26 protein-coding genes and 1 tRNA gene are annotated in these 25,745 nt (G+C 49.7%); 9 read left to right on the top strand and 18 right to left on the bottom strand.

What is annotated here, in order from left to right; all coding sequences use genetic code 11:
• Window positions 1–10: 10 nt before the first annotated feature.
• From WC5_RS07180 to csgB, 4 genes are all read right to left on the bottom strand, one after another.
• A complete protein-coding gene (locus tag WC5_RS07180) occupies window positions 11–316 on the bottom strand; it encodes a YmdA family protein (RefSeq protein WP_000489600.1) in 306 nt (101 codons plus the stop codon).
• Window positions 317–432: 116 nt separating this feature from the next.
• Window positions 433–765: a curli assembly chaperone CsgC gene (gene csgC, locus WC5_RS07185; protein ID WP_000992819.1), complete on the bottom strand. Its 333-nt coding sequence runs from the start codon at window positions 763–765 to the stop codon at window positions 433–435.
• Window positions 766–823: 58 nt separating this feature from the next.
• The gene (gene csgA / locus WC5_RS07190) at window positions 824–1,282 is read right to left on the bottom strand and encodes a curli major subunit CsgA (protein WP_000771421.1); all 459 of its coding nucleotides are present in this window, start codon (window positions 1,280–1,282) and stop codon (window positions 824–826) included.
• A gap of 40 nt (window positions 1,283–1,322) precedes the next feature.
• Window positions 1,323–1,778 carry a curli minor subunit CsgB gene (csgB, locus tag WC5_RS07195; RefSeq protein WP_010345644.1) on the bottom strand — a complete coding sequence of 152 codons (456 nt, stop codon included), beginning with the start codon at window positions 1,776–1,778 and terminating at the stop codon, window positions 1,323–1,325.
• A 756-nt stretch (window positions 1,779–2,534) separates the two neighbouring features.
• Here csgB and csgD point away from each other — a divergent pair.
• Genes csgD through csgG form a run of 4 tightly spaced genes read left to right on the top strand, consistent with a single transcriptional unit; the run spans window position 2,535 to window position 4,880 of the window.
• On the top strand, window positions 2,535–3,185 hold the full coding sequence (csgD, locus tag WC5_RS07200) for a biofilm master transcriptional regulator CsgD (RefSeq protein ID WP_000481491.1): 651 nt from the start codon (window positions 2,535–2,537) through the stop codon (window positions 3,183–3,185).
• A gap of 4 nt (window positions 3,186–3,189) precedes the next feature.
• A complete protein-coding gene (gene csgE, locus WC5_RS07205) occupies window positions 3,190–3,579 on the top strand; it encodes a curli production assembly/transport protein CsgE (protein WP_000833234.1) in 390 nt (129 codons plus the stop codon).
• Window positions 3,580–3,603: 24 nt separating this feature from the next.
• Window positions 3,604–4,020: a curli production assembly/transport protein CsgF gene (csgF, locus tag WC5_RS07210; RefSeq protein ID WP_001264079.1), complete on the top strand. Its 417-nt coding sequence runs from the start codon at window positions 3,604–3,606 to the stop codon at window positions 4,018–4,020.
• A gap of 26 nt (window positions 4,021–4,046) precedes the next feature.
• Window positions 4,047–4,880 (top strand): curli production assembly/transport protein CsgG, encoded by an 834-nt coding sequence (csgG, locus tag WC5_RS07215; RefSeq protein WP_001189336.1) that lies wholly within the window; start codon window positions 4,047–4,049, stop codon window positions 4,878–4,880.
• Between the two features lie 62 nt (window positions 4,881–4,942).
• Here csgG and WC5_RS07220 read toward each other — a convergent pair whose 3' ends face one another.
• The 4 genes from WC5_RS07220 to ghrA form a co-directional block, all read right to left on the bottom strand.
• On the bottom strand, window positions 4,943–5,434 hold the full coding sequence (locus WC5_RS07220; protein ID WP_032147879.1) for a DUF1097 domain-containing protein: 492 nt from the start codon (window positions 5,432–5,434) through the stop codon (window positions 4,943–4,945).
• A 101-nt stretch (window positions 5,435–5,535) separates the two neighbouring features.
• The gene (ycdY, locus tag WC5_RS07225) at window positions 5,536–6,090 is read right to left on the bottom strand and encodes a molecular chaperone YcdY (RefSeq protein WP_001001895.1); all 555 of its coding nucleotides are present in this window, start codon (window positions 6,088–6,090) and stop codon (window positions 5,536–5,538) included.
• 23 nt (window positions 6,091–6,113) lie between these two features.
• A complete protein-coding gene (locus tag WC5_RS07230; RefSeq protein ID WP_000283652.1) occupies window positions 6,114–6,851 on the bottom strand; it encodes a phosphatase in 738 nt (245 codons plus the stop codon).
• Window positions 6,852–6,905: 54 nt separating this feature from the next.
• On the bottom strand, window positions 6,906–7,844 hold the full coding sequence (gene ghrA, locus WC5_RS07235) for a glyoxylate/hydroxypyruvate reductase GhrA (protein WP_016231662.1): 939 nt from the start codon (window positions 7,842–7,844) through the stop codon (window positions 6,906–6,908).
• Between the two features lie 233 nt (window positions 7,845–8,077).
• Between ghrA and WC5_RS07240 the strand changes: the two genes are divergently transcribed.
• Window positions 8,078–8,165: transfer RNA gene (locus WC5_RS07240), tRNA-Ser, on the top strand.
• A 284-nt stretch (window positions 8,166–8,449) separates the two neighbouring features.
• Here the strand turns inward: WC5_RS07240 and phoH are convergent.
• The 6 genes from phoH to WC5_RS0122440 all read right to left on the bottom strand — a co-directional run bounded on the left by phoH (window position 8,450) and on the right by WC5_RS0122440 (window position 15,363).
• Entirely contained in the window at window positions 8,450–9,238 is a 789-nt protein-coding gene (phoH, locus tag WC5_RS07245) for a phosphate starvation-inducible protein PhoH (RefSeq protein WP_000533536.1), read from the bottom strand.
• Between the two features lie 740 nt (window positions 9,239–9,978).
• Window positions 9,979–11,250, bottom strand: coding sequence for an iron uptake transporter deferrochelatase/peroxidase subunit (efeB, locus tag WC5_RS07250; protein ID WP_001199129.1), 1,272 nt, complete (start codon window positions 11,248–11,250; stop codon window positions 9,979–9,981).
• Window positions 11,251–11,255: 5 nt separating this feature from the next.
• Complete coding sequence (gene efeO / locus WC5_RS07255) at window positions 11,256–12,383, bottom strand: iron uptake system protein EfeO (RefSeq protein WP_000154422.1); 1,128 nt, start codon at window positions 12,381–12,383, stop codon at window positions 11,256–11,258.
• A 57-nt stretch (window positions 12,384–12,440) separates the two neighbouring features.
• A complete protein-coding gene (efeU, locus tag WC5_RS07260; protein WP_000497937.1) occupies window positions 12,441–13,271 on the bottom strand; it encodes an iron uptake transporter permease EfeU in 831 nt (276 codons plus the stop codon).
• Between the two features lie 219 nt (window positions 13,272–13,490).
• A complete protein-coding gene (gene putP / locus WC5_RS07265; protein ID WP_001018480.1) occupies window positions 13,491–14,999 on the bottom strand; it encodes a sodium/proline symporter PutP in 1,509 nt (502 codons plus the stop codon).
• A 157-nt stretch (window positions 15,000–15,156) separates the two neighbouring features.
• Window positions 15,157–15,363, bottom strand: a complete 207-nt coding sequence (locus WC5_RS0122440; RefSeq protein ID WP_000939663.1) for a hypothetical protein — start codon at window positions 15,361–15,363, stop codon at window positions 15,157–15,159.
• Between the two features lie 57 nt (window positions 15,364–15,420).
• Here WC5_RS0122440 and putA point away from each other — a divergent pair, with 57 nt between their 5' ends.
• Entirely contained in the window at window positions 15,421–19,383 is a 3,963-nt protein-coding gene (putA, locus tag WC5_RS07270; protein WP_016231661.1) for a trifunctional transcriptional regulator/proline dehydrogenase/L-glutamate gamma-semialdehyde dehydrogenase, read from the top strand.
• Window positions 19,384–19,423: 40 nt separating this feature from the next.
• Here the strand turns inward: putA and rutR are convergent, their stop codons facing one another.
• Together rutR and WC5_RS07280 are read right to left on the bottom strand one after the other, a co-directional pair.
• Window positions 19,424–20,062, bottom strand: coding sequence for an HTH-type transcriptional regulator RutR (gene rutR / locus WC5_RS07275; RefSeq protein ID WP_010352087.1), 639 nt, complete (start codon window positions 20,060–20,062; stop codon window positions 19,424–19,426).
• 221 nt (window positions 20,063–20,283) lie between these two features.
• The gene (locus WC5_RS07280) at window positions 20,284–20,457 is read right to left on the bottom strand and encodes a con-10 family general stress protein (protein ID WP_001273661.1); all 174 of its coding nucleotides are present in this window, start codon (window positions 20,455–20,457) and stop codon (window positions 20,284–20,286) included.
• A gap of 361 nt (window positions 20,458–20,818) precedes the next feature.
• Between WC5_RS07280 and wrbA the strand changes: the two genes are divergently transcribed.
• Both wrbA and WC5_RS07290 read left to right on the top strand, forming a co-directional pair.
• Window positions 20,819–21,415 (top strand): NAD(P)H:quinone oxidoreductase, encoded by a 597-nt coding sequence (wrbA, locus tag WC5_RS07285; RefSeq protein WP_001151440.1) that lies wholly within the window; start codon window positions 20,819–20,821, stop codon window positions 21,413–21,415.
• A 20-nt stretch (window positions 21,416–21,435) separates the two neighbouring features.
• Complete coding sequence (locus WC5_RS07290; protein ID WP_001143120.1) at window positions 21,436–21,663, top strand: YccJ family protein; 228 nt, start codon at window positions 21,436–21,438, stop codon at window positions 21,661–21,663.
• Between the two features lie 37 nt (window positions 21,664–21,700).
• Here the strand turns inward: WC5_RS07290 and agp are convergent, their stop codons facing one another.
• Together agp and WC5_RS07300 are read right to left on the bottom strand one after the other, a co-directional pair.
• Complete coding sequence (agp, locus tag WC5_RS07295; RefSeq protein WP_000751739.1) at window positions 21,701–22,942, bottom strand: bifunctional glucose-1-phosphatase/inositol phosphatase; 1,242 nt, start codon at window positions 22,940–22,942, stop codon at window positions 21,701–21,703.
• 153 nt (window positions 22,943–23,095) lie between these two features.
• Window positions 23,096–24,529: a hypothetical protein gene (locus WC5_RS07300; protein WP_001285186.1), complete on the bottom strand. Its 1,434-nt coding sequence runs from the start codon at window positions 24,527–24,529 to the stop codon at window positions 23,096–23,098.
• A 272-nt stretch (window positions 24,530–24,801) separates the two neighbouring features.
• On the opposite strand from WC5_RS07300, the gene admX reads away from it, so the two are divergent.
• Entirely contained in the window at window positions 24,802–25,716 is a 915-nt protein-coding gene (gene admX / locus WC5_RS07305) for an HTH-type transcriptional regulator AdmX (protein WP_000776563.1), read from the top strand.
• Window positions 25,717–25,745 lie beyond the last annotated feature (29 nt).

Below are 25,745 nucleotides of genomic sequence, written 5' to 3'. Positions count from 1 at the left end.
GTTCAGAAACTTAGTTATATTCGATGTTCATCACAGCCAGCTTTTTCTGCTCATCAAGATACTGCACTTTTACTGAGGCAATTTGCGCATTTTTAACTTTGCCACTCATTAGCTCTTTGCTGGAATACGTTTTGCTCTGTACTGGACCATTTTGCATACAAGTCATTTCAACTGGCGTTTGCATCACGTCACACGCGGGTTCCACAATTTGACCATAAAAATGAATCACGCCACCTTGCGCATTGTTTTCCGCTGTTGCAAAGAAAGGAAAAACCAGGCTGCCGAGCATAAGGGAGTTTAACAACGGTCTGAACATCTATTCTGTTTCCTCAATGATTAATCATCCTTGAGGGGGTTATCCATGCTTTCAGGTTGGTCGATTCGCATCAGACCGTTCTCTTCCGGCTCGTTTTATGCTCAACTATCAATACATTAAGACTTTCCTGAAGAGGGCGGCCATTGTTGTGATAAATGAAGTGACTGTCCATCAGAAACCGTAACAACTATTTTCACCCGATCGTCCGGGGAAATATTTAAACTCAACTTCGTCAAGGCAATGGGTTGATTAGCGGGTAATGAAAGGGTCTTTTCTTGCTTCGTCTGACTTTGTCCCGAACTGCCTTCGCGTAGTGACAATATCTGAACCCGGCACAAGCATGATTGCGTCAGAGTAACTTCAGGAATAATGGTGTACATGTCACCTTGCTGAGTTGTATTAAAGGTTATCTGGCTGGAAAGCGCCGCGAGAAGTAATAACGCGTTCATACTATTCTCCCGAAAAAAAACAGGGCTTACGCCCTGTTTCTGTCATACAAATTCTGTATTAGTACTGATGAGCGGTCGCGTTGTTACCAAAGCCAACCTGAGTTACGTTGACGCTGGAGTTAGATGCAGTCTGGTCAACTGCTGCACCGTTGCCACCACCGAACTGTTTAACAGTCATTTCAGAGTTTTTACCGTTCCACTGATCAAGAGTGGCGCTGTTACCGAAGCCACGCTGGGTCAGTTCAATTGAGCTGTCATCAGAACCTTGTCCAACGTCTGCACCGTTACCGCCGCCGTGCTGGGTAATAGTCAGATCAGAGTTGCGGGCATCAGCCTGCAATGCAACAGCAGAGTTACCGCCACCGTACTGGTAAATATTCAGCTCTGAATTCGGGCCGCTGTTATTGCCACCACCACCGTGGTTACCGCCGCCACCGCCGTACTGAGGAATAGAACCTGCCAGAGCGCTACCGGAGAATACGATTGCTGCAATTGCTGCTACTTTTAAAAGTTTCATGTAAAACCCCCATCGGATTGATTTAAAAGTCGAATGGAAATTAACGTTGTGTCACGCGAATAGCCATTTGCGACTGTCTCTGCACTACAATTGCCGTTTTTTGAGTACCATGCTGCGTAATATTTGCTTTATTACCAGAACCTTTCTGGATAATCATTGCAGTATTACCATATGCGCCTTGCGAAATACTGGCATCGTTGGCATTGCCCGCCTGATCAATATATGCAAGGTTATAATCTCCTGTCTGGTCAATCTTTGCCCGGTTGCTATTACCTTCTTGCGAAACAACCGACAAAAGTTTTGAGCCTCCCTGCCGTAACTGTGCACTATTATTAGTACCAGCTTGACCAACTATGGCTGCCTGATTAAATGAAGACTTACTCAATTCATTTACCGCTAAGTTATATTCTGAATTAGCTAAATCATAACCTGCTGCGGCTGCAATCCCAGGCGCACCCAGTATTGTTAACATCACAAATAACAATTTGTTTTTCATGTTGTCACCCTGGACCTGGTCGTACATTTAAGAAATTAAATCATTTCAACTTGGTTGTTAACGCAAACCGTTTTTTGTTAACGCTGCGTTACGATGGAAAGTATGTCTGCGGAAATATTTTTAATAACTCACCCGCGCGTTGTATTTTGCTTTTTTTGTTCATACCAAAGTATTAAAACTCCCGCAAATACGCTGTTATTTACGCAAAAATTATTTTGTTTTCTTTTAAAGTACCGTTTTTTGACAGCAAAAAATCAACAGTCAGCCTTCCTTCATGGTTCGCGAAGATTACGTCGATATGTCTGTTTGACAAGCCGTGACAAACATCGTCTTTTTACGGCAAAAATTTGTCCAAGGGCAACATCAGCGAAAGTAAGAAATTTTCACACGACAAAAGAACTATGTGGAAATAATTTTTATATGCATAATTATAGACTTAGCTTCATTTGTATGACTTTTTAAAATTGTGCAATAAAAGCAATATGTACAACTTTTCTATCAACTCTAAACTCCATAACCACACCTTGTTAACATTTTAAAATTCCAGATTACATTTTGTTACACGTTTAACACTTGATTTAAGATTTGTAATGGCTAGATTGAAATCAGATGTAATCCATTAGTTTTATATTTTACCCATTTAGGGTTGATTTATTACTACACACAGCAGTGCAACATCTGTCAGTACTTCTGGTGCCTCTATTTTATAAAGGCAGCTGTCAGGTGTGCGATTAATAAAAAAAGCGGGGTTTCATCATGTTTAATGAAGTCCATAGTATTCATGGTCATACATTACTGTTGATCACTAAACCTTCTTTGCAGGCGACCGCGTTATTGCAGCATTTAAAACAATCGCTGGCAATCACAGGAAAACTGCATAATATTCAACGTTCTCTGGACGATATATCTTCTGGCTGCATTATTCTGTTGGATATGATGGAAGCAGATAAAAAGCTCATTCATTACTGGCAGGATACATTAAGCAGAAAACACAACAACATTAAAACGCTGTTGTTAAATACTCCAGATGATTACCCGTACCGCGACATTGAAAACTGGCCGCATATCAATGGTGTTTTTTACGCCATGGAGGATCAAGAACGCGTAGTCAATGGGTTGCAAGGCGTCTTACGTGGTGAATGCTACTTTACGCAAAAGCTTGCCAGTTACTTGATTACACATTCCGGTAACTATCGTTATAACAGCACGGAATCAGCCCTCCTTACTCATAGGGAAAAAGAGATCCTTAATAAGCTGCGTATCGGCGCCTCCAATAACGAGATTGCTCGTTCGCTGTTCATCAGCGAAAACACGGTAAAAACGCATCTTTATAATCTTTTCAAAAAGATAGCAGTTAAAAACCGAACACAAGCGGTCTCATGGGCAAACGATAACCTCAGGCGATAAAGCCATGAAACGTTATTTATGCTGGATTGTAGCAGTAGAACTTCTCTTCGCTGCGGGAAATGTTCACGCCGTTGAAGTAGAAGTACCGGGATTGTTAACTGACCATACCGTTTCCTCTATTGGCCATGATTTTTACCGTGCCTTTAGTGATAAATGGGAAAGTGACTACACCGGTAACTTAACAATTAATGAAAGACCCAGTGCACGATGGGGAAGCTGGATCACAATAACGGTGAATCAGGACGTTATTTTCCAGACATTTTTATTCCCATTGAAAAGAGACTTCGAGAAAACTGTTGTCTTTGCACTGATTCAAACTGAAGAAGCACTAAATCGTCGCCAGATAAATCAGGCGTTATTGAGTACGGGCGATTTGGCGCATGATGAATTTTAAATAAAAATTTGTTCGGAGGCTGCAATGCGTGTCAAACATGCAGTAGTTCTACTCATGCTTATTTCACCATTAAGTTGGGCAGGAAATATGACTTTCCAGTTCCGCAATCCAAACTTTGGTGGTAACCCGAATAACGGTGCTTTTTTATTAAATAGTGCCCAGGCGCAGAACTCGTATAAAGATCCGAGCTATGACGATGACTTTGGTATTGAAACGCCATCAGCGTTAGATAACTTTACTCAAGCCATCCAGTCCCAAATTTTAGGTGGGTTGCTGACAAATATTAATACGGGTCAGCCAGGAAGAATGGTGACCAATGAATATATTGTTGATATTGCCAACCGCGATGGTCAATTGCAGTTGAATGTGACGGATCGCAAGACAGGACAAACCTCGACCATCCAGGTTTCGGGTTTACAAAATAACTCAACCGATTTTTAAGCCCCAGCTTCATAAGGAAAATAATCATGCAGCGCTTATTTGTTTTGGTTGCCGTCATGTTGCTGAGCGGATGCTTAACCGCCCCACCTAAAGAAGCCGCCAGACCGACATTAATGCCTCGTGCCCAGAGCTACAAAGATTTGACCCACCTGCCAGCGCCAACAGGTAAGATCTTTGTTTCGGTATACAACATTCAGGACGAAACCGGGCAATTTAAACCCTACCCGGCGAGTAACTTCTCCACTGCTGTTCCGCAAAGCGCCACCGCGATGCTGGTCACGGCATTGAAAGATTCTCGCTGGTTTATACCGCTGGAACGTCAGGGCCTACAAAACCTGCTCAACGAACGCAAGATTATTCGTGCGGCACAGGAAAACGGCACTGTCGCGGTAAACAACCGAATCCCGCTTCAATCGTTGACCGCAGCCAATATCATGGTTGAAGGCTCTATTATTGGTTATGAAAGTAACGTCAAATCGGGCGGTGTTGGGGCGAGATATTTTGGTATTGGTGCAGATACGCAATACCAACTTGATCAGATTGCAGTGAACCTGCGCGTCGTCAATGTAAGTACCGGTGAGATCCTCTCTTCGGTGAACACCAGTAAGACGATCCTTTCGTATGAAGTCCAGGCGGGTGTCTTCCGCTTTATTGACTACCAGCGGTTACTGGAAGGGGAAGTGGGTTATACCTCTAACGAACCGGTTATGCTCTGTCTAATGTCCGCCATCGAAACAGGCGTTATCTTCCTGATTAACGACGGCATCGACCGTGGCTTGTGGGATTTGCAGAATAAATCAGAGCGGCAGAATGACATTCTGGTGAAATACCGTCACTTATCAGTACCACCGGAATCCTGATACATAAAAAAGCCGGAGTTAATTCCGGCCCTTGATGATTCAATATAAAGCGTGAGTGCTCCTCACGCTTTATTTTTGACTTGTTGCTCACGGTGAGCGGACTTAGCACTGCGCGCCGCCAGCCAAAGACCGCTGTTTTTCATTGCGTAACCAAACACCAGCCCAAGCGCCAGCGAAGGTAGCACCAGCTTCCAGTTCCCTTGCCCGGCAAACGTCGCACATGCACCAATAAACGTCCCCGGAACAAACGACAACAACACCTGTTTCGCCTGAATACACATCAGAAAAGCGACAATACCGGTTATGACATAACCGAGAATTTCCAGATGTGGTGCCAGAGCACTGCCGTAAATAATAACCATCGCCCACACCACGCCGCTAAGCAGTGTTGCAGCGGAAATAGCCAGCCCTTTTAGCCCACCTTGCGGACAGGCAAAGTAGGCCGTGCAGCCCAGGAAACCTGCCCAGCTAAGTAAGCCAAGGGAAACAGCCACCCAGCCCCAGATACCGGAGAGAATGCCTGTTGTGATTGCAATAGAGAGAAGTATGTTCATGCCGCGCATAATAGCAGAAAACGCGACTATGAATGAGATCGAGCACACATTTTATGCAACAGCTATATATAGATTGCAGTAATGAGTGATTCCGATCACATTTACTCCTCTGATTCTTCCTCAAGTTCATCCCACATTGCGCTGATTGCATCGCGGGTCAGTGGTGCCATGGTGCGCCAGAACGGTGTAGTCGCATGAGCCTCTACTTTTCCGAGAAATGCGCCGCACCAGGGCAACAAGTACTCGCTAAACAGTGTTTCCAGAGCTTCGCTTTCATCCTCTGTTGACTGATCTTCCAGCCAGGAAGCGGCCAGCAGCAAAGTACCGATGTGATCGGCTGGCGTATCCGCTAACGGCATCCCGCGTTCAGAAAGGAAAGTACGGATTTCCGCTTCTGTGGCTCCCTCAACCCAGGTGCTGCGATAAGGTGAAACTGCGCATTCATCACCGACGAATAATGCATTGTAATCGGCAGAAACTTGCGCCATATCACAGCTTTTCTGCAAACGCGCCAGCAATTCATCCTGTTCCAGCGGCCAGTTCGCCGCCAGTTTCCCTTCACGAATTAAGGTAAACAGCGGAACCAGTAAAGGATCCTGCGGTTGACGGTAATAGAGCGAACCCAGCACACGACACAGGATAGAAAACTCGTTCATTAATTTATTTCCGTTAATAGCAATTAAAGATCAGCAAATTCCGCAATCGGCGCCATACCGCGAGATTCAAGGAAATTCAGCAAACGGCGTGGCGAAACATTCAATATTCTCTCTTCCGGAAAATCCACTGCGTCGAGGATCTTGCGGCATTCTTCAAAATCGCCCATGGTAAAAGCGGTATGAGAATCCGATCCTAACGCGACCCAACCTCCGGCATCGCGCACCGCAGCGGCAACCGCACGGCAGTTATCTTCACTGCCCTTACGCGAATGTAAGAATGAGGAGTTATTGATTTCCAGCGCCACCTGATACTTAGCAGCAGCTTCAGCAACAGCTTTAAAATCAATTGGATATCGTGGATTTCCGGGATGGCTAACCACGTGCACATGCCCACTCGCCATCGCGGCAATCATGGCCTGAGTATTCGTAGCTTCATCATGCGGCGCAAAAACCGGTTCATGAAAACCAGCAATAATCAGATCCAGCGAGTCAAACATTTTGCCGCTGCAATCAATTTCACCATCAATATTTTTGATATTGGCTTCGATGCCACGCAGGATCCCCACCCCATCGACGACTCGCGGCCAGATACGCATATTAATAAAGTGCCAGTGATGAGGTGCATCTTCCATATCAGGGCCATGATCGGTGATCGCAAAAAGTTTAATGCCTTTCTGTTTGGCCTGGGCAATGTAATCACTTAATGTGCTATATGCATGTGTACTGGCAACGGTATGCATATGAAGGTCGACGGGATACATAACTCTCTCCTGTATTCAATTCCCGCCAAGGATAGCAGGAATCCGTATGGTTTATTAGTAGCCTCGTACACGGTCGACTTGTCCGCTGACCGTCTTCCCTTTTTCGAGTTGTGTAATGGCGTGTGCAATGTACTCCACTGCTTCAACGGGTCGGGTAATGGCTGCGACATGTGGTGTTATTGTCACGCGTGGATGTTGCCAGAGCGGGCTTTCCGGCGGTAAAGGTTCACGATTAAAAACATCCAGCATCGCCGCTTTAACTTTACCGCTATCCAGCGCCGCGAGCAGGTCATCTTCCACCACATGAACGCCACGCGCCAGGTTGAGGAGATATGCGCCATCCGGTAATTTTTCTAATAATTGTTGATTAATGATGCCGACGGTTTCAGGCGTATTCGGTAATAAATTAATTAATACACGGCATTGGCTCAAAAATTTGCCTAACTCTTCAGTTCCGGCAAAACTTTGTACGCCGGGCCAGCTTTTATGGCTACGACTCCAGCAACGCAGCGGAAAACGCCAGATCTGCAAGCTCTGTGCGACTTTACTGCCCAATACGCCAGCCCCCAGGATGCCGATAGTAAAATCTTCCCGTTGATACTCAGGCAGAGGTTGCCAAAGCGAAGCATTTTGCTGCGCTCGATAATCGTCAAAACGTCTGAACCAATGGAGCACCTGACTGACAGCATATTCCTGCATTTGCTCGCCCATCCCCGTATCTTCCAGGCGAAAAAGTGGAATAGACGGTTTCAGCATTTCATGGTACGTCTGTAATTTACTCAAAATCGAATCAACGCCGGCACCCAACGCGAACACGGCCTTAAGATCACGACCTGCCAGCATTTCAACAGGTGGATGCCAGACCAAAGCATAATCCGCAGGATGATTATCACCGGTTTTCCATGCTCTGACTCTGGCCTGAGGAATAGCTTTACCCAGCGCATCAATCCACCAGGCGGTATCGAACACAGGATGATAAAAAATGATATCCATACTGACTCCCGAAAGCGGTTTTGCGGAATTTACCCGCGCTTATCATTATGATCTACAAAGCTCCTCAGCATAACAAATCCACTGCTGGTGGTAAAAAAAGCAAACTTTGCTTATTAAAGTTGCAGATTGATTGAAGTTTGAATAAACGCGCTATTTTTTTAAAAAGTTTGTTGACCTCAGGCCGTGATTTCCCTAAATTAGCGCCCGTTCCAGCAAGACAGGAACGACAATTTGGTGAGGTGTCCGAGTGGCTGAAGGAGCACGCCTGGAAAGTGTGTATACGGCAACGTATCGGGGGTTCGAATCCCCCCCTCACCGCCATCTTTTAAGAAGAGCCCGTACGTAAGTACGGGCTTTTTTTTCGCATATTGCACAACACCGGGGGGATGAGAAACCCCGACCGGGGTTCGTCAACTGGCGACAGCCAGTTGGACAGTCCGCGAACGCAGTGAGTGGGCTGCCCGCAGGGCGAGTGAAGCGAGTCAATCCCCCCCTCACCGCCATATTTTGAGAAGAGCTCGTATGAAAGTGGACTGCACCTTACTCAGCTGAGTGTCCAACTTTTGGGGTGCACTCCACGCCAGGGCTCTGTACCATTAAAAATCTCAACTATAGGCATGTAGCGTACGTTGGCAAAGTGCCGAACGTACGCAATCCTCTTTACCGAATCGGACAATCCCGACCATTTCATCTTCTTCGAAACGTTCCAGCGCGTCACTTAATCCGGAGCGCACACCGCGAGGTAAATCGCACTGTGTAATATCTCCGTTAACAATAACCGTCACGTTTTCCCCGAGGCGGGTTAAAAACATTTTCATTTGCGCGGCAGTCACATTCTGCGCCTCATCAAGGATGACGACTGCATTTTCAAAGGTACGTCCACGCATATAGGCGAACGGCGCGATTTCGACCTTCCCTATCTCCGGTCGCAGGCAGTATTGCATAAAGGAAGCGCCCAACCGCCGAACCAGCACGTCGTAGACCGGACGAAAATAAGGAGCAAACTTTTCTGCGATATCTCCAGGTAAGAAGCCAAGATCTTCATCGGCTTGCAGAACTGGACGGGTGACGATAATTCTGTCGACATCCTTATGTATCAGGGCTTCTGCCGCTTTTGCCGCACTGATCCAGGTTTTACCACACCCGGCTTCGCCCGTGGCGAATATCAGTTGCTTACTCTCAATAGCCTTCAGATAGTGCAATTGCGCTTCATTTCGCGCGAGGATTGGCGAGGTATCGCGACTGTCGCGAGCCATGCCAATGGCTTCTACGCCGCTCATCTGCACAAGCGAGGTGACCGATTCTTCTTCACGCTGTTTATGGCTGCGCGAATCCCGTCTCAGCACACGTTTTGCCTCGCGACGAGCTTTGATCACTGCTTTTTGTCTTCCCATGGAGAGCACCTTGAGTTGTTTGTATTCATCACACGCGCCGTTGGCAGCGCGATTATGCGCACGAACATCAGAGGGTTGGCTTCCTTGTAAGCCATAGTTTGCTTTTGGAGATAACACCGAAAACGGCTACGCGCACCGTTAAAGGCGTCGGTAACACGAATAAAGAAAGGAAGTGGGTAAAAATACAGAGTGACGAGATGACTACCGGAGGAGAACTCTCCGCGAGTGGTGAAACGTTGCTTAACAAAACATTGTCCAGTACAGGACGTTACCATCCGCGATCTCCATAGTGACTGACTATCACTGCCGGGAACTACCGCTGTTACTTAATAAGTACAACAGTTTTTGCCTTTATTGCAACAATAAATTTACTTATATTTAACCATAAAACACCATTTTGATGACATTAGTTTCTACTGGAAAGATGACAGAGTGATGACAGTGATGGAAAAAGCTGTGTGCTTTCAGCAGGATTCGCGGTGCTGGTAAAATGTGCCTTGTGCTTGCCGGATGCGGCGTAAACGCCTTATCCTGCCTACCGATCCGGCACCGATTGTAGAACTGATAAGATGCGCCAGCATCGCATCAGGCACCAGCGCACGAACGTCGGATGCGGCGTAACGCCTTATCCTGCCTACCGATCCTACACCGATTGTAGGCCTGATGAGATGCGCCAGCATCGCATCAGGCATCAGCGCACGAACGTCGGATGCGGCGTAACGCCTATCCGCCTAAAAACATTAAACCCGCAATAATGCGCTTCCGAGATAATCGTTCGCGTCCTTCACCCCTGGCAACGCAAAGAAATAACCGCCACCGATAGGTTTAACGTATTCCTCCAGCGCCTCGCCGTTCAGCCTTTTTTGTACTGTCAGGAAGCCCTTTTCCAGATCGTGTTGGTAGCAAACGAACAGTAGCCCCATATCCAGTTGCCCGGAGTTGGTGACGCCCAGTGAATAACTGTAGCCACGGCGCAACATCAGGCTGGACTCACTCTCTGGCGTGCGTGGATTCGCCAGCCGGATATGGCTATCCAGTGCTATCACCTTCCCTTCAGGATCGCTGGCGTAATCGGGCACATCATGCTCGTGCTGCATTCCTAGCGGAGCACCGGTTTGCTTATCACGACCAAAAATCATCTGCTGTTCTTTCAGTGGCGTTCTGTCCCAAAATTCCACCCGAAACTGAATCAACCGCACCGCCTGGTAGCTACCACCGATAGTCCAGGCAGGTTCCTGCTGATCTGCCGTGACCCACACCACTTTTTGCATCAACTTCGCATTATGGCTGTCGGGATTAGCAGTGCCGTCTTTAAAGCCCAGCAAATTAATCGGCGTCTCTTTGCCTTTACTACGCGCCGCATGATCGGAAATAAACCCTTCCCGCTTCCAGCGCACGCTGAGCAAATCCGGCGTGTGTTTAATGATATCGCGCAGCGCGTGGATCGCCGTGTCCTGGGTATTGGCGCAAATCTGTAGCAACACATCTCCATGACATAACGCTGCATCAAGCGAGTCGTTGGGGAAACGCGTCATCTTCTGCAACTTTTTCGGCATCTGTGGCGCAAGGCCAAACCGCTCATCAAACAACGAGTGACCAACAGACAACGTGATGGTGAGATTATCAGGCGCAATGTAGCCGCCAAGAATACCGGAATCGAGTGGCGGCAGGCGCGGATTTGGCGTTTCTGGTGCCATTCCGCCCTGAGTCAGAAAAGCAAAACGCTGAGTCAACAAGCGAAACAACCGCTCAAGATCGGCTTTATCACTGGCAAGCACATCAAACGCCACCAGCATCATTGCGGCCTGCTGTGGCGTCAGGATCCCTGCCTGATGCTCACCATAAAACGGCTGTTTCTCATTGCGTGCATCCGGTGAAAGCGTACCCGGCGCACTTTGCGGTTTTTGTGCATGAGCGACCGGACAACTTCCCGCCAGCGCCAGTGCACCAATCCCTTTCAGTAAACGTCGGCGTGACGGTTCATTCACGCCGTTTTCATCTTCATACTGCATAACGCTTAATCCAGTCCCAGCACACCGCGAAGTTGCGCCAGATCTTCCGCCAGCGCGGTAATCGAGCCTTTTAGTGCATTACGGTCAGCATCGGTCAATTTGTCGTAGGTTTCAAAACCGTCTTTAGTACGGTATTTCGCCAGAATGGTATCGACCTTTTTAAAGTTGGCATCGACTTTTGCCAGCAGTTCCGGGTTGGCTTTTTGCAGTTGTGGACGCAGCAGATCGACAATTTTCTGCGAGCCTTCAACGTTAGCCTGGAAATCCCACAGATCGGTGTGGCTGTAGCGATCTTCTTCACCGCTAATTTTGCTGGCTGCCACTTCCTCAATCAGTCCCGCTGCGCCGCCGACCACTTTTGAAGGTGGGAAAGCCAGTTCACTGATGCGTTTATGCAAATCGACCACATCGGTATAAAGCTGGTCAGCGTACTGATCCATTCCTTTGGTGGTGTTGTCGCCAAACAAGGCTTTTTCCAGACGGTGGAAACCGGTGAATTTTGGGTCGGCAGCTTTTTGCTCGTAATCATCCTCACGGGCGTCAATGCTGCCATCCAGATCGGAGAACAGTTCAGCGATCGGTTCAATGCGCTCATAGTGCTGGCGCGTCGGTGCATACAGTGCTTTCGCTTTTTCGATATCGCCCGCTTTAATGGCGTCGGTAAAGGCTTTAGTGTCGGTCACCAGCTGCGTGGTTTCCGCCATGACATACGCCTTATATGCGGTAATTGCACCGCCGAGGCTTAACAGTGCATCACTTTGCGCCGCATCCGCCGTCGCCTCGCCTTTGACGATCAACTTCCCTTTCGGGTTAGTCAGCAGACCGCAGGTCATATCGTATTCACCAGGCTGTAAATTCGCCGTCATTTTCTGGCTAAAACCAGGGGCGATATTTTCCCGCTCTTCCACCACCATCACGCCTTTGAGGATCTCCCACTCCAGCGCCTTCTGACTGTGGTTCTGAATGATAAACTGCGTTTTCCCGGCGTTAACCGTAATAGTCATTGGTTCGCACTGCTTATCCGTCACGGTCACTTTGACCTGCGGAACATCAGCGGCGCTAGCCATAAAAGCAGAAGAGAACAGCGCAGCCACGCTTAATTGCAGTGCGCTACGGCGGAAGTTAATGGTCATGACGAGACTATCCCTTTAAAGTATGTTGTAACTAAGCAAGAGTTTGCGTCGTATTTGTTACGCGGAGCGAGACGCTGTCGTTCCTGCACGTGGCGGCAGAGCAAACGCCACCAGCGCCGGGATGAGATAAATAAACCAGACGGCGACTTCGCTGACGCTCGGCGCTTCCTGATACCCAAAAATACCTTCCATCAGCGTGCCGAACAGCGAGTGAGTTGAGAGCACCGCGCTCATATCGAAGGCGATTTCCTGAAAGTGGTTCCACAATCCGGCTTCATGAAATGCGCGAATGGCACCTGCTGCCAGCCCTGCGGCGACGAAGAGAATAAACAGGCTGGTCCATTTGAAAAATGCGCCAAGATTGAGGCGAATACCGCCCCAGTAGAGCAGGAAACCAAGCACCACGGCCGTGGCGAGGCCAAGCATTGCACCGAGCGGCGGCCAGATCCCGACATCTTGCTGAAATGCCGCCAGCAGGAAAAAGACCGACTCCAGCCCTTCCCGTGCAACGGCAAAAAAGACCATCATCACCAGCGCCCAGCCGTGATGATTCCCGCGATGCAATGCGCTATCGACCGCCTGCTCCAGTTGCACTTTGACGTTGCGCGACACCTTGCGCATCCAGAAAACCATCCAGGTGAGGATCACCACGGCGATCACCGCCACGATCCCTTCAAACAGCTCCTGCTCTTTTTGCGGGAATTCGCCGGTGGTTTCATTAATGAAGATACCCAAACCCAGGCACAACGCAGCGGCAAGCAACACGCCAATCCACATCACACCAATCCATCGGCCTCGCTGGGTACGCTTAAGATAGCTGGCAATCAAACTGACAATCAGCGCGGCTTCAAGTCCTTCGCGCAACATAATGAGAAACGGAACAAACATGCCACCCACCCTTAAACGTTTTTCTGAGTCAATCTATGCAAAGAAAAGTAAATCGCAGTGATAGCGATTATCATTACGGTGAAGAAAAACACAAGCGGAATGTAGTGATAATGATGAGGAAATGTAAAAATATTTTGAGAGAAAACACAGAGGGCAATCACTGATTGCCCTCTGTCTGCTTCCCATTATGACGTGGAATTTTCGGTAAAACGCCTTCCCTTAACCTTCCTGCAACCGTGACGGTGGCGCCGAATGATAGTGCGCATCTGCTTCGGCAAAGCGTTTTTGCATCGCCGCTGACGGCGCTTTACCCAGCAAACTAAACACCACAATCCCAATGCTGCCGAAGATAAAGCCCGGAATAATTTCGTACAGACCCAGCCAGCCGAACTGTTTCCAGACGATAACCGTCAGCGCACCGATGATCATCCCCGCCAGCGCGCCGTTGCGCGTCATGTGTGACCACATCACCGAGAACAGCACCACCGGACCAAACGCCGCGCCAAAGCCTGCCCACGCGTAGCTCACCAGCCCCAGCACGCGGTTTTCCGGGTTCGCTGCCAACGCAATGGCCACCAGCGCCACCACCAGCACCATAACACGCCCTACCCACACCAGTTCTTTCTGGCTGGCATGTTTACGCAGAAATGCTTTGTACAGATCTTCGGTAATCGCACTGGAGCACACCAGCAGTTGGCAGCTTAAGGTTGACATCACCGCCGCCAGAATCGCCGACAGCAGGATCCCGGCAATCCACGGATTAAACAGAATTTGCGCCAGTTCGATAAACACGCGTTCAGCGTTCTGGTTTACCGCACCTGCTACCGCCGGATGATCATTAAAGTAAGCAATCCCAAAGAAGCCGACAGCCACCGCCCCAGCAAGGCAGAGGATCATCCAGGTCATACTGATACGACGCGCATGGACGATGCTGTGGTGAGAATCCGCCGCCATAAAACGCGCCAGAATATGCGGCTGCCCGAAGTAACCCAGCCCCCAGCCCATCAGCGAGATAATGGCGACAAAATTCAGTCCTTTAAGCATATCAACGTTTTCAATGCTCTTTTGTTTGATCACTTCCAGCGAGTCGCCAAACCCACCAACGCTAATGATTACAATAACCGGCGTCAGGATCAGGGCAAAAATCATCAGGCTGGCCTGTACGGTATCGGTCCAGCTCACCGCGAGGAAGCCGCCAATAAAGGTATAAAGGATGGTCGCCGCTGCACCTGCCCACAGAGCCGTTTCGTAGCTCATGCCAAAGGTGCTTTCAAACAGACGCGCGCCTGCCACAATGCCCGAAGCGCAATAAATGGTGAAGAACAGCAAAATAACCAGCGCGGAGATAATGCGCAAAATACGGCTTTTATCTTCAAAGCGCCCGGTGAAATAATCCGGCAGGGTTAAGGCGTTATTGTTGTATTCGGTATGCACACGCAACCGCCCGGCCACCAGCTTCCAGTTAATCCACGCGCCTAATGTCAGGCCAATAGCGATCCAGCTTTCGGAAATCCCGGAAAGAAACACTGCGCCCGGCAATCCCATTAACAGCCAGCCGCTCATATCCGACGCACCCGCCGATAATGCCGTTACAAACGGCCCAAGGCTGCGACCGCCCAGAATATAGTCGTCAAAGTTTTTAGTTGATCGCCAGGCGATAAACCCAATCAATATCATGCCAAAGATATAGACACAAAATGTCACCAACATCGGTGTGCTAATAGCCATCTAAAGTCTCCAAAAAATTATTATCGGCAATGTCGAAACTTGCCGTTATATCTGCCACCGGAACGGGGTAACAGAGTTTATGTTTACCAGGGCGACCGTATCCTGCCGGAAGCGTTGGTTATTCACAATCGATTTAACACATCATTTACATTAAATTTTAGTGCCCAGCGATACTATTTTTCATCAGGTTGCACTCCCTCACATTTTTTGCGGTTGCACCTTTCAAAAATGTTAACTGCCGCAGAGAAAAAATCTGCGTTATTTTTTTATTCCCTGTCATATCGATTTCTTTTATTAACATTTCATTCATTTTTAAGCTTGCTACGGAAGTCACATTTAACATGGTTGCACAAAGTTGCAACATAATGGATATTTCACAATAACGTTAAGTTGCACCTTTCAGAACAACAGGAGTAATGGCATGGGAACCACCACCATGGGGGTTAAGCTGGACGACGCGACGCGCGAGCGTATTAAGTCAGCCGCGACACGTATCGATCGCACGCCACACTGGTTAATTAAGCAGGCGATTTTTTCTTATCTTGAACAGCTGGAGAACAGCGATACCCTGCCGGAGCTGCCTGCGCTGCTTTCTGGCGCTGCCAATGAGAGCGATGAAGCACCGACTCCGGCAGAGGAACCACACCAGCCATTCCTCGACTTTGCCGAGCAAATTTTGCCGCAGTCAGTTTCCCGTGCTGCCATCACCGCTGCCTATCGCCGCCCGGAAACCGAAGCGGTTTCTATGCTGCTGGAACAAGCTCGCCTGCCGCAGCCGATTGCGGAACAGGCGCACAAACTGGCATATCAACTGGCAGATAAACTGCGTAATCAAAAAAACGCCAGTGGTCGCGCAGGCATGGTTCAGGGATTATTGCAGGAGTTTTCACTGTCATCGCAGGAAGGCGTGGCGCTGATGTGTCTGGCGGAAGCGTTGCTACGTATTCCCGATAAAGCCACCCGTGATGCGTTAATTCGCGACAAAATCAGCAACGGTAACTGGCAGTCACACATTGGTCGTAGCCCGTCTTTGTTTGTTAATGCCGCCACCTGGGGGCTACTGTTTACCGGCAAACTGGTTTCTACCCATAACGAAGCCAGCCTCTCCCGCTCGCTGAACCGCATTATCGGTAAGAGCGGTGAACCGCTGATCCGCAAAGGTGTGGATATGGCGATGCGCCTGATGGGCGAGCAGTTCGTCACTGGCGAAACCATCGCGGAAGCATTAGCCAATGCCCGCAAGCTGGAAGAGAAAGGTTTCCGTTACTCTTACGATATGCTCGGCGAAGCCGCGCTGACCGCCGCAGATGCGCAGGCGTATATGGTGTCCTATCAGCAGGCGATTCACGCCATTGGCAAAGCATCCAACGGTCGTGGCATCTATGAAGGGCCAGGCATTTCAATCAAGCTGTCGGCGCTGCATCCGCGTTACAGCCGCGCCCAGTATGACCGGGTAATGGACGAGCTTTACCCGCGTCTGAAATCATTAACCCTACTGGCGCGTCAGTACGATATTGGTATTAACATCGATGCCGAAGAGGCAGATCGTCTGGAGATCTCCCTCGATCTGCTGGAAAAACTCTGTTTCGAGCCAGAGCTGGCAGGCTGGAACGGCATCGGTTTTGTTATTCAGGCTTATCAAAAACGCTGCCCGATGGTAATTGATTACCTGATTGATCTCGCCACCCGCAGCCGTCGCCGTCTGATGATTCGCCTGGTGAAAGGCGCGTACTGGGACAGCGAAATCAAGCGTGCGCAGATGGACGGCCTTGAAGGTTATCCGGTTTATACCCGCAAGGTGTATACCGACGTTTCTTATCTTGCCTGTGCGAAAAAGCTGCTGGCAGTGCCTAATCTAATCTACCCGCAGTTCGCGACGCACAACGCCCATACGCTGGCGGCAATTTATCAACTGGCGGGTCAAAACTACTATCCGGGTCAGTACGAGTTCCAGTGCCTGCATGGTATGGGCGAGCCACTGTATGAGCAGGTCACCGGGAAAGTTGCCGACGGCAAACTTAACCGCCCGTGTCGTATTTACGCGCCGGTCGGTACGCATGAAACGCTGCTGGCGTATCTGGTACGTCGTCTGCTGGAAAACGGTGCCAACACCTCGTTTGTTAACCGTATTGCCGACACTTCTTTGCCACTGGATGAACTGGTTGCAGATCCGGTCACTGCTGTAGAAAAATTGGCGCAACAGGAAGGGCAAACAGGGCTACCGCATCCGAAAATTCCGCTGCCGCGCGATCTTTACGGTCAGGGGCGCGACAACTCGGCAGGGTTAGATCTCGCCAACGAACACCGTCTGGCATCGCTCTCCTCTGCCCTGCTCAACAGTGCGCTGCAAAAATGGCAGGCCTTGCCAATGCTGGAACAGCCGGTAGCGGCAGGTGAGATGTCACCCGTTATTAACCCTGCGGAACCGAAAGATATTGTGGGCTATGTGCGTGAAGCCACGCCGCGTGAAGTGGAACAGGCACTGGAAAATGCGGTTAATAATGCGCCAATCTGGTTTGCCACTCCTCCGGCTGAACGTGCGGCGATATTGCATCGCGCTGCCGTGCTAATGGAAAGCCAGATGCAGCAACTGATTGGTATTCTGGTGCGTGAAGCCGGGAAAACCTTCAGTAACGCCATTGCTGAAGTGCGCGAAGCTGTCGATTTTCTCCACTACTACGCCGGACAGGTGCGGGACGATTTCGCTAACGAAACTCATCGTCCATTAGGGCCAGTGGTGTGTATCAGCCCGTGGAACTTCCCGCTGGCGATTTTCACCGGGCAGATCGCCGCCGCACTGGCGGCAGGTAACAGCGTGCTGGCAAAACCGGCAGAACAAACGCCGCTGATTGCCGCGCAAGGGATCGCCATTTTGCTGGAAGCGGGTGTACCGCCAGGCGTGGTGCAGTTGCTACCAGGTCGGGGTGAAACCGTGGGCGCGCAACTGACGGGTGATGATCGCGTGCGCGGGGTGATGTTTACCGGATCAACCGAAGTCGCTACGTTACTGCAACGCAATATCGCCAGCCGCCTGGACGCTCAGGGTCGCCCTATTCCGCTCATCGCTGAAACCGGCGGCATGAACGCGATGATTGTCGATTCTTCAGCACTGACCGAACAAGTCGTAATAGATGTGCTGGCCTCGGCGTTCGACAGTGCAGGTCAGCGTTGTTCGGCACTGCGCGTGCTGTGCCTGCAAGATGAGATTGCCGACCACACGTTGAAAATGCTGCGCGGCGCAATGGCCGAATGCCGGATGGGTAATCCGGGTCGCCTGACCACCGATATCGGTCCGGTGATTGATAGCGAAGCGAAAGCCAATATTGAGCGTCATATTCAGACCATGCGTAGCAAAGGCCGTCCGGTGTTCCAGGCGGTGCGGGAAAACAGCGAAGATGCCCGTGAATGGCAAAGCGGCACCTTTGTCGCCCCGACGCTGATCGAACTGGATGACTTTGCCGAATTGCAAAAAGAGGTCTTTGGTCCGGTGCTGCATGTGGTGCGCTACAACCGTAATCAATTGCCGGAGCTGATCGAGCAGATTAACGCTTCCGGTTATGGTCTGACGCTTGGCGTTCATACACGTATTGATGAAACCATTGCCCAGGTCACTGGCTCGGCGCATGTCGGTAACCTGTATGTTAACCGTAATATGGTTGGCGCAGTGGTTGGTGTGCAGCCGTTCGGCGGCGAAGGGTTGTCCGGTACAGGTCCGAAAGCAGGCGGTCCGCTCTATCTCTACCGTCTGCTGGCGAATCGCCCGGAAAGCGCGCTGACAGTGACGCTCGCGCGTCAGGATGCAGAGTATCCGGTCGATGCGCAGTTGAAAGCCGCATTGATCCAGCCACTGAATGCACTACGGGAATGGGCAGCAAATCGTCCAGAATTGCAAGCGTTATGTACTCAATATGGCGAGCTGGCGCAGGCAGGAACACAGCGATTGCTGCCAGGGCCGACGGGTGAACGCAACACCTGGACGCTGCTGCCGCGTAAGCGCGTGTTATGTATTGCGGATGATGAACAGGATGCATTAACTCAGCTTGCCGCCGTGCTGGCGGTGGGCAGCCAGGTGCTGTGGACGGATGACGCGCTCCATCGTCAGTTAGTGAAGGCATTACCATCGGCAGTCAGCGAACGTATTCAACTGGCTAAAGCGGAAAATATTACCGCTCAACCATTTGATGCGGTGATTTTCCACGGTGATTCGGATCAGCTTCGTGCACTGTGTGAAGCGGTTGCCGCGCGTGACGGTGCGATTGTTTCGGTGCAGGGTTTTGCCCGTGGCGAAAGCAATATCCTGCTGGAACGGCTGTATATCGAACGTTCGCTGAGTGTGAATACCGCTGCCGCCGGCGGTAACGCCAGTTTAATGACGATCGGTTAAAGAACTTGCCGGAGGAGGTTGTAACCTCCTCCGGCAATTATTAACGTGGTCGAATCCCTTCAATAATAATCCGCTGCACGTTTTCAACCGTTTGATTGAAAAACACCTCATCGCGCAACGTGGCGCCTGTCACCGCCTCCACCTGGGGAGCGAAATCGGCATAATGTTGGGTGGAAGCCCAAATCATAAAAATCAGATGCTGCGGGTCAATCGGCGCGAGTTTTCCGCTTTTGACCCAACCGGCAATCAGCGCCGATTTCTCATCAATTAACGCCTTCAAATCCCCCGTCAGCTCATCCATTAACAGCGGCGCGCCCGCCAGCATCTCCATACAGAACAGGCGCGAAGCCTGCGGATAATCGCGTGAGACTTCCAGCTTCAGACGGATGTACTCTTTGATCGCCGCCAGCGGGGAAAAATCTTCACGAAACGCTTTTAACGGTGCCAGCCAGATATCGAGAATCTGCCGCAGCACGGCAATATACAGCGCCTCTTTCGACGGGAAGTAATACAGCAGATTGGTTTTTGACACGCCCGCCAACTCTGCGATCTGCTCCAGCCTTGTGCCGTGAAAACCGAATTGTGAAAAAGTGTCCAGTGCCGCACCAAGAATCGCTTTTTTCTTCGCGCTCACTGCGCGCGAACGTTTACCCGTTGTTTTCACTGCGCCTTGCGTCATGCACTCACCCCTCTTGTAGACTGGCAACAGGATAGCAAAATCAGCACGATGCCTCGACCATCAACATTCACGGTACAAATGAATAATGGTGAAATGAGCGAGAAAGGTATTAAAACGAGGATATTAAGAAGAGTACCAGAACGAAAAACCGCCGGAATTACCGGCGGCAGTGGCGTAATGACGTGCGTCAGACAAAACGCATTCGTCATGGAGTAGCCCGGCTAGTTGTTGCTTTTGCCGTGACTGCTTTTGCCCCCTTTTTTTCCAGCTTCAGATGCGCGCTGCGGGTCATTTTTGAAATTCCCCCCGCTGTGTTGTCCACCTTTTTTACCTGCTTCTGATGCTCTTTCGCGGTCTTCTGCAAAATTGCCGGAACCGCCTCGATGGTTTGCCATTACTGACCTCCGTCATCATAGTGCCCAGGATTAACGCGGCGTATGGCGGGTGCCATATTTTCGCTACGTGGGACTAAGCTTAGTGAACTGACGCGGGTAAGCCTGCGTTTGGTAATATCCTGCAACAGCTTCTTAGCGAGAATAGATATCATTTCCGGTAATCAGCCATAAGCCGCTCTTATGATTAAAAAAACGCTATGGGATAAAAATGTATCATTTTGCGACAAAATTACATGCTTGTGAAAATTGTTATAAATCAAATAAGTGGTTGTGACATTTGCACTCTGAATAGGACGTCTTATCTTTAAATGAGTGGTAGCGAATCGCTACGGAATAGAGATAACACGAGGAGTGGTTAGAAATGGCTAAAGTTCTGGTGCTTTATTATTCCATGTACGGACATATCGAAACGATGGCACGAGCTGTCGCCGAAGGCGCAAGCAAAGTCGATGGCGCAGAAGTTGTCGTTAAGCGTGTACCGGAAACCATGCAGCCGCAATTATTCGAAAAAGCAGGCGGTAAAACGCAAACTGCGCCCGTTGCAAACCCGCAAGAACTGGCCGATTACGACGCGATTATTTTTGGTACACCAACCCGTTTTGGCAATATGTCAGGCCAGATGCGTACTTTCCTGGATCAGACTGGCGGCCTGTGGGCTTCCGGCGCTCTGTACGGCAAACTGGCAAGCGTCTTTAGTTCGACCGGCACCGGCGGCGGTCAGGAACAGACTATCACTTCAACCTGGACGACCCTTGCACATCACGGCATGGTGATTGTCCCTATTGGCTACGCAGCACAAGAGTTATTTGACGTCTCGCAGGTTCGCGGCGGAACGCCTTATGGCGCGACCACCATTGCAGGCGGTGACGGTTCGCGCCAGCCCAGTCAGGAAGAGTTGTCTATCGCACGTTACCAGGGGGAATATGTTGCTGGTCTGGCAGTCAAACTTAATGGCTAATCTTCAACAGGAGGATACACATGCCAACTCAAGAAGCGAAAGCTCATCACGTGGGTGAATGGGCATCTCTGCGCAACACGTCACCGGAAATAGCCGAGGCCATTTTTGAAGTCGCCGGGTACGATGAGAAAATGGCGGAAAAAATTTGGGAAGAAGGTAGCGACGAAGTGTTAGTCAAAGCCTTTGCCAAAACCGATAAAGATTCGCTTTTTTGGGGCGAACAGACCATCGAACGTAAAAACGTTTAACCAGTGACTCCCCCGCAGCTGACGGGGGAGTTTTCTGTTATTTCACCGCTTCATTCAACACGCTATCAAACTTATCCATCGGACAAAAACCATTAGCATCTATCGGGCAACCGCTTAATTCCAGCGTCACCCGCTGAGCCGGAGCCTGCAACGTTAACGCATCGGCATTACGTAACTGTTCCGCGCTCTGGTATACATACTCGATTTTCATCAAATCACGATTGGCTTTGCTGTCATGCCAACGCTGGAAAACGATTTTGCCGCCAATTGGCGTGCGTTCGTTCTGGTCATGCAACTGATAGGGTTTAAAATCCAGCGCGGTGAGCAGCGAGGCAATATTAGAGTCATGCCCTACCAACACAGTGATTTTCGGTGCGCTGGCGCGATCGGTGACCAGGGCTTTGTCGATATAACTGACCAGCGGTTTCGCAACATTGCGCGCTACTTCCGGTGAGGTAAACAGGCTGTCCTGGTAGCCGTTTTTCAGCTTCGACAACACCTTCCACTGTTGGTCAGATTTAATTTCCCCCCACGCCACCTGATCCATCGGGAAACCTTCGTAGTATTGCAACGTAAACGCATCTACCAGCGAGTTGCCTACTTTCAATGGCCCGGAAACGCCCGGCTCTTGTTGATACTTCGCACTGAAAGTATTTTTACCATCCACCAGCGAACATTGCTGCTTCTCTTTACAGGCTGGAGAGTCTTTATAGTTAACGATTTTTTCCAGTAGCTGATAGCTGTCCGTCAGTTGTAGTTTGCTGAACTCTTTCTCCATTGCCGCCACCGCCTGCTCACTGAATGCGGCGGAATCATCGGTGATTACCGGGTTAAAGGTTGGGTCCATGGTGCCCATTTTTTCCTGGTGATGAACAGGAATATCACATCCAGGGAATGCGCCGGTAATAAAGAACTGCGCGGTAGCGACGGTACGTTGCAGGCTGTTTGCGTAGGCATAAACGGTGTCCGGCGGCGGGCATTCACCCGACTTTACCATCCCCTGCTCTGCCAGCCACTCACGCATGTAATGCCCCATATACACTTCCAGCACGCCACCTTTAGTGGTGAGCTGCCCGCCAGGAACATCCCATTCCGGCCATTTATTCGGCGTCGACTGCTCAAGCACACTGCCATTATTTGCCAGCGGCGCACGTAAGTTATGGCGACTCATCATCAGCACTTGCTGTAGCTGATAGCCTTCCGGTACAGCCTGTGCCTGAGCATTTGAAGAAAGCAAAGCCATCCCTGCCACGGCTGCGGCGATTAGCGTTTTTTTCATTCCTCACACCTCTTTTGTTATCAATGATTAAAGAGTGTGACAGAAATATGACTTTTTTCCGGGAACAGGTTCGCAAATTAGCAGATAACGAGGCGGGAAACTTGCAGAGCACCAGGCGATAGCGGACAGTGCGCTATCGCCTGGTTTGTATCGTTAAACTAATACCTGAAACAGCACGGCAAAAAGAATGATATTGGCAATGACAATGGTCCAACCGTTATAAAGCATATATTTCAGATGGGTTGATTGTGCCAGCCCCATTTGACCAAACATATCCGATGAAGGGAAAGGCCCAAACCAGTCCACTTGCGATGAGGCTAACAATACCGCCGTTGTCCCCTGTGGCGGCACTCCCGCAGCCATCAACATTGGACCAAATATTTTGTGCGTAAAGGTCATCTGAGCAACAGCGGCGCCTGGCACATGACCGATAATGTTAAAGGCAAAAATACAGAAGCAAAGCCATGCCGGAGATATCCCGGTTAACAGTGGTTGGGTGTATTCGAGCAATCCCTGATACGCCTGCAGGCTATCCATAAGTTCCAGAATCGGGTTATACAGCCAGTAAAGCAGAAACATCCACACCAGTCTGCCACACCCCTTATACAGCGCCTGCAGTATCCCGGCAGGGCTTAATCCTCCCACCAGTCCAGTGAACAAAGCCACCAGTAACATCACGATAATGGCAAAACTAAAACCTGCTTTTATCACTACACCGATAACCGCCATAACAATAATGGTTGCGGCAAATGCCAGCGCGCTGAGCTTGCGACGGCGAACGCGGGCGGGTTCCTTTTCTTCCTGAGTTTTCTCAGAGAGATCCACTTCGTAGTGTAATTTTCCTTCCGTCATCTTCTGAATTCGCCCGGCCATGATCCAGCCAGCGAATAACGTCACGGCGCTCATTGGTAATCCAACGTACATCAGGTATTGCGGATAAGTCAGGCCGCCGAGTTGTAAAATCGTCACGGTACTGGGGGTAAATGGCCCGGTAAACAATCCCACTGACCCCGCCGTCATCATCAGTGCAGCCACCGTAGGCGGTGTCAGCCGTACTGCCGCCGCTACAGGAATAATCACCGCGACAATAATGGCATTACCGCCTGCCATAGTGCCCAGCGCGCCACAGATGAGAATGGAAGATACAACGATGCCAAATTTGACCCGCGTCTGGCTGGAAAGCCCGATACGATGTACCACAAATTTGACCAGTTCAACGGCGGCTCCGGTACGTGTTGCCACTTCCCCGACACCGGCACCAAGCATGATGATCAGACCTACAGTGGCGATAAACGATCCCGTCGATTTTGCCAGCATGGTGCCCATTTCAGGTAAGCCGGTGGAAGTCATTATCATCGCAATAATAATCGATGAAATAACCGCCAAAACAATATCGACGCCTATCAACGAGAGCACCGCTAACGCTACCAGCGGTGTAAAACCAAGCAGTCCGAGTTCATTACCTGGACGCCCCTGACACCAGAACGCTGTTAGTAAAAAAACAACCAACAGTAAACCAATAATGACATTCTTTTTGGTGATATTTTGTCTGGTTAGCGAACCACCAGCGAGCATTGAGTCACTCATATAACTCCTTAACCCCATCGAATCGACTTTCAATATCAGCCGATGTATTTGGACAGCTCAGAAAATATCCCCCCTCGTTATTATTGTTAGCAAAATGCACTGAGGGTTTGTCCGGGTACTACAGGTATTATTCTGAGTTCGTAATTAACCCCTTTAGGTGGGCAAATAACGCATTGTTACCAGAACAGGCGTTACAGATTAAATTTATGTTAACTTGGTGTTACCATGAAATGACTTTTTATCTATCGTCTATAACTCTGGGTTAACTCTTAATGAAACTGCGCCACCTGGAAATCTTCTATGCCGTGATGACATGCGGGACACTTTCCCGGGCTGCGGAATCGCTGAATATTTCCCAGCCGGCCGCCAGTAAAGCGTTAAAAAACGCTGAACAAAAACTCGGTTTTCAGCTCTTTCAGCGAGTTCGTGGCAAGCTTCTTCCAACCAGCGAAGCGATCACACTTTTTGAAAAAGCGCAGTCGATTTATCACGAACTCGATAACCTGCGACTGCTGGCCGATAACCTGACGCGAGATCCGCGAGCCAAAATAGCCCTGGGATGCCTGCCAAGTCTGGGGTTAAGTCTGGTGCCAGAAATAGTCACCGCGTTTTACCAGCAGAATGCGAATCTGGTAATGACACTGACGACAGAGCACACCGAAACGTTGGTTAAAAAGCTTGATCTGCGTGAGATTGATCTGGCTCTGACGCTACAGCCGATTCAACAGGGGGAGATTATGACGACGCTGATAGCCGAAGTTCCACTGGTTTATATCGACCGGGACTATCGACAGGGCGCGGTAGAAATAGACAAGATTGACCAACAACGCTGGATTTCTCCCGGCCCCTATTCCCTTTCCGATGCAATAGCCAAACGGCGTGATTTTTTGACGACGCGCCTGAATGTCCAGACATATTACATGGCGACTGAATTTGTAAAACGAGGAATGGGATGCAGTATTACCGATATTTTCTCTGCCCGTCATAACCTCCCGGCAGAGACAATTCACTCCATCGAACCACCAATAAAAATTGATCTTTGCTTACTACGCCGTGCCGATGTTTCGCTTAGCCCTATTACACAAAAATTTGTCGATTTCCTCTGTCAGCAATTACGTCAGCAACTGCGAGCCATTAACCTTGAGTTATACCCTGAAAATAAAAAGTCAATTGCTCCTCAGGCCTAAATGTTTTGACATATCCCCAACGCATTTAT

It is taken from the genome of Escherichia sp. KTE114 (genome assembly GCF_000407765.1).
In the GTDB taxonomy this organism is placed as follows: domain Bacteria; phylum Pseudomonadota; class Gammaproteobacteria; order Enterobacterales; family Enterobacteriaceae; genus Escherichia; species Escherichia ruysiae.
The sequence above is the reverse complement of the archived record's forward strand: the minus strand, read 5'-3'. Positions and strand labels throughout refer to the sequence as shown.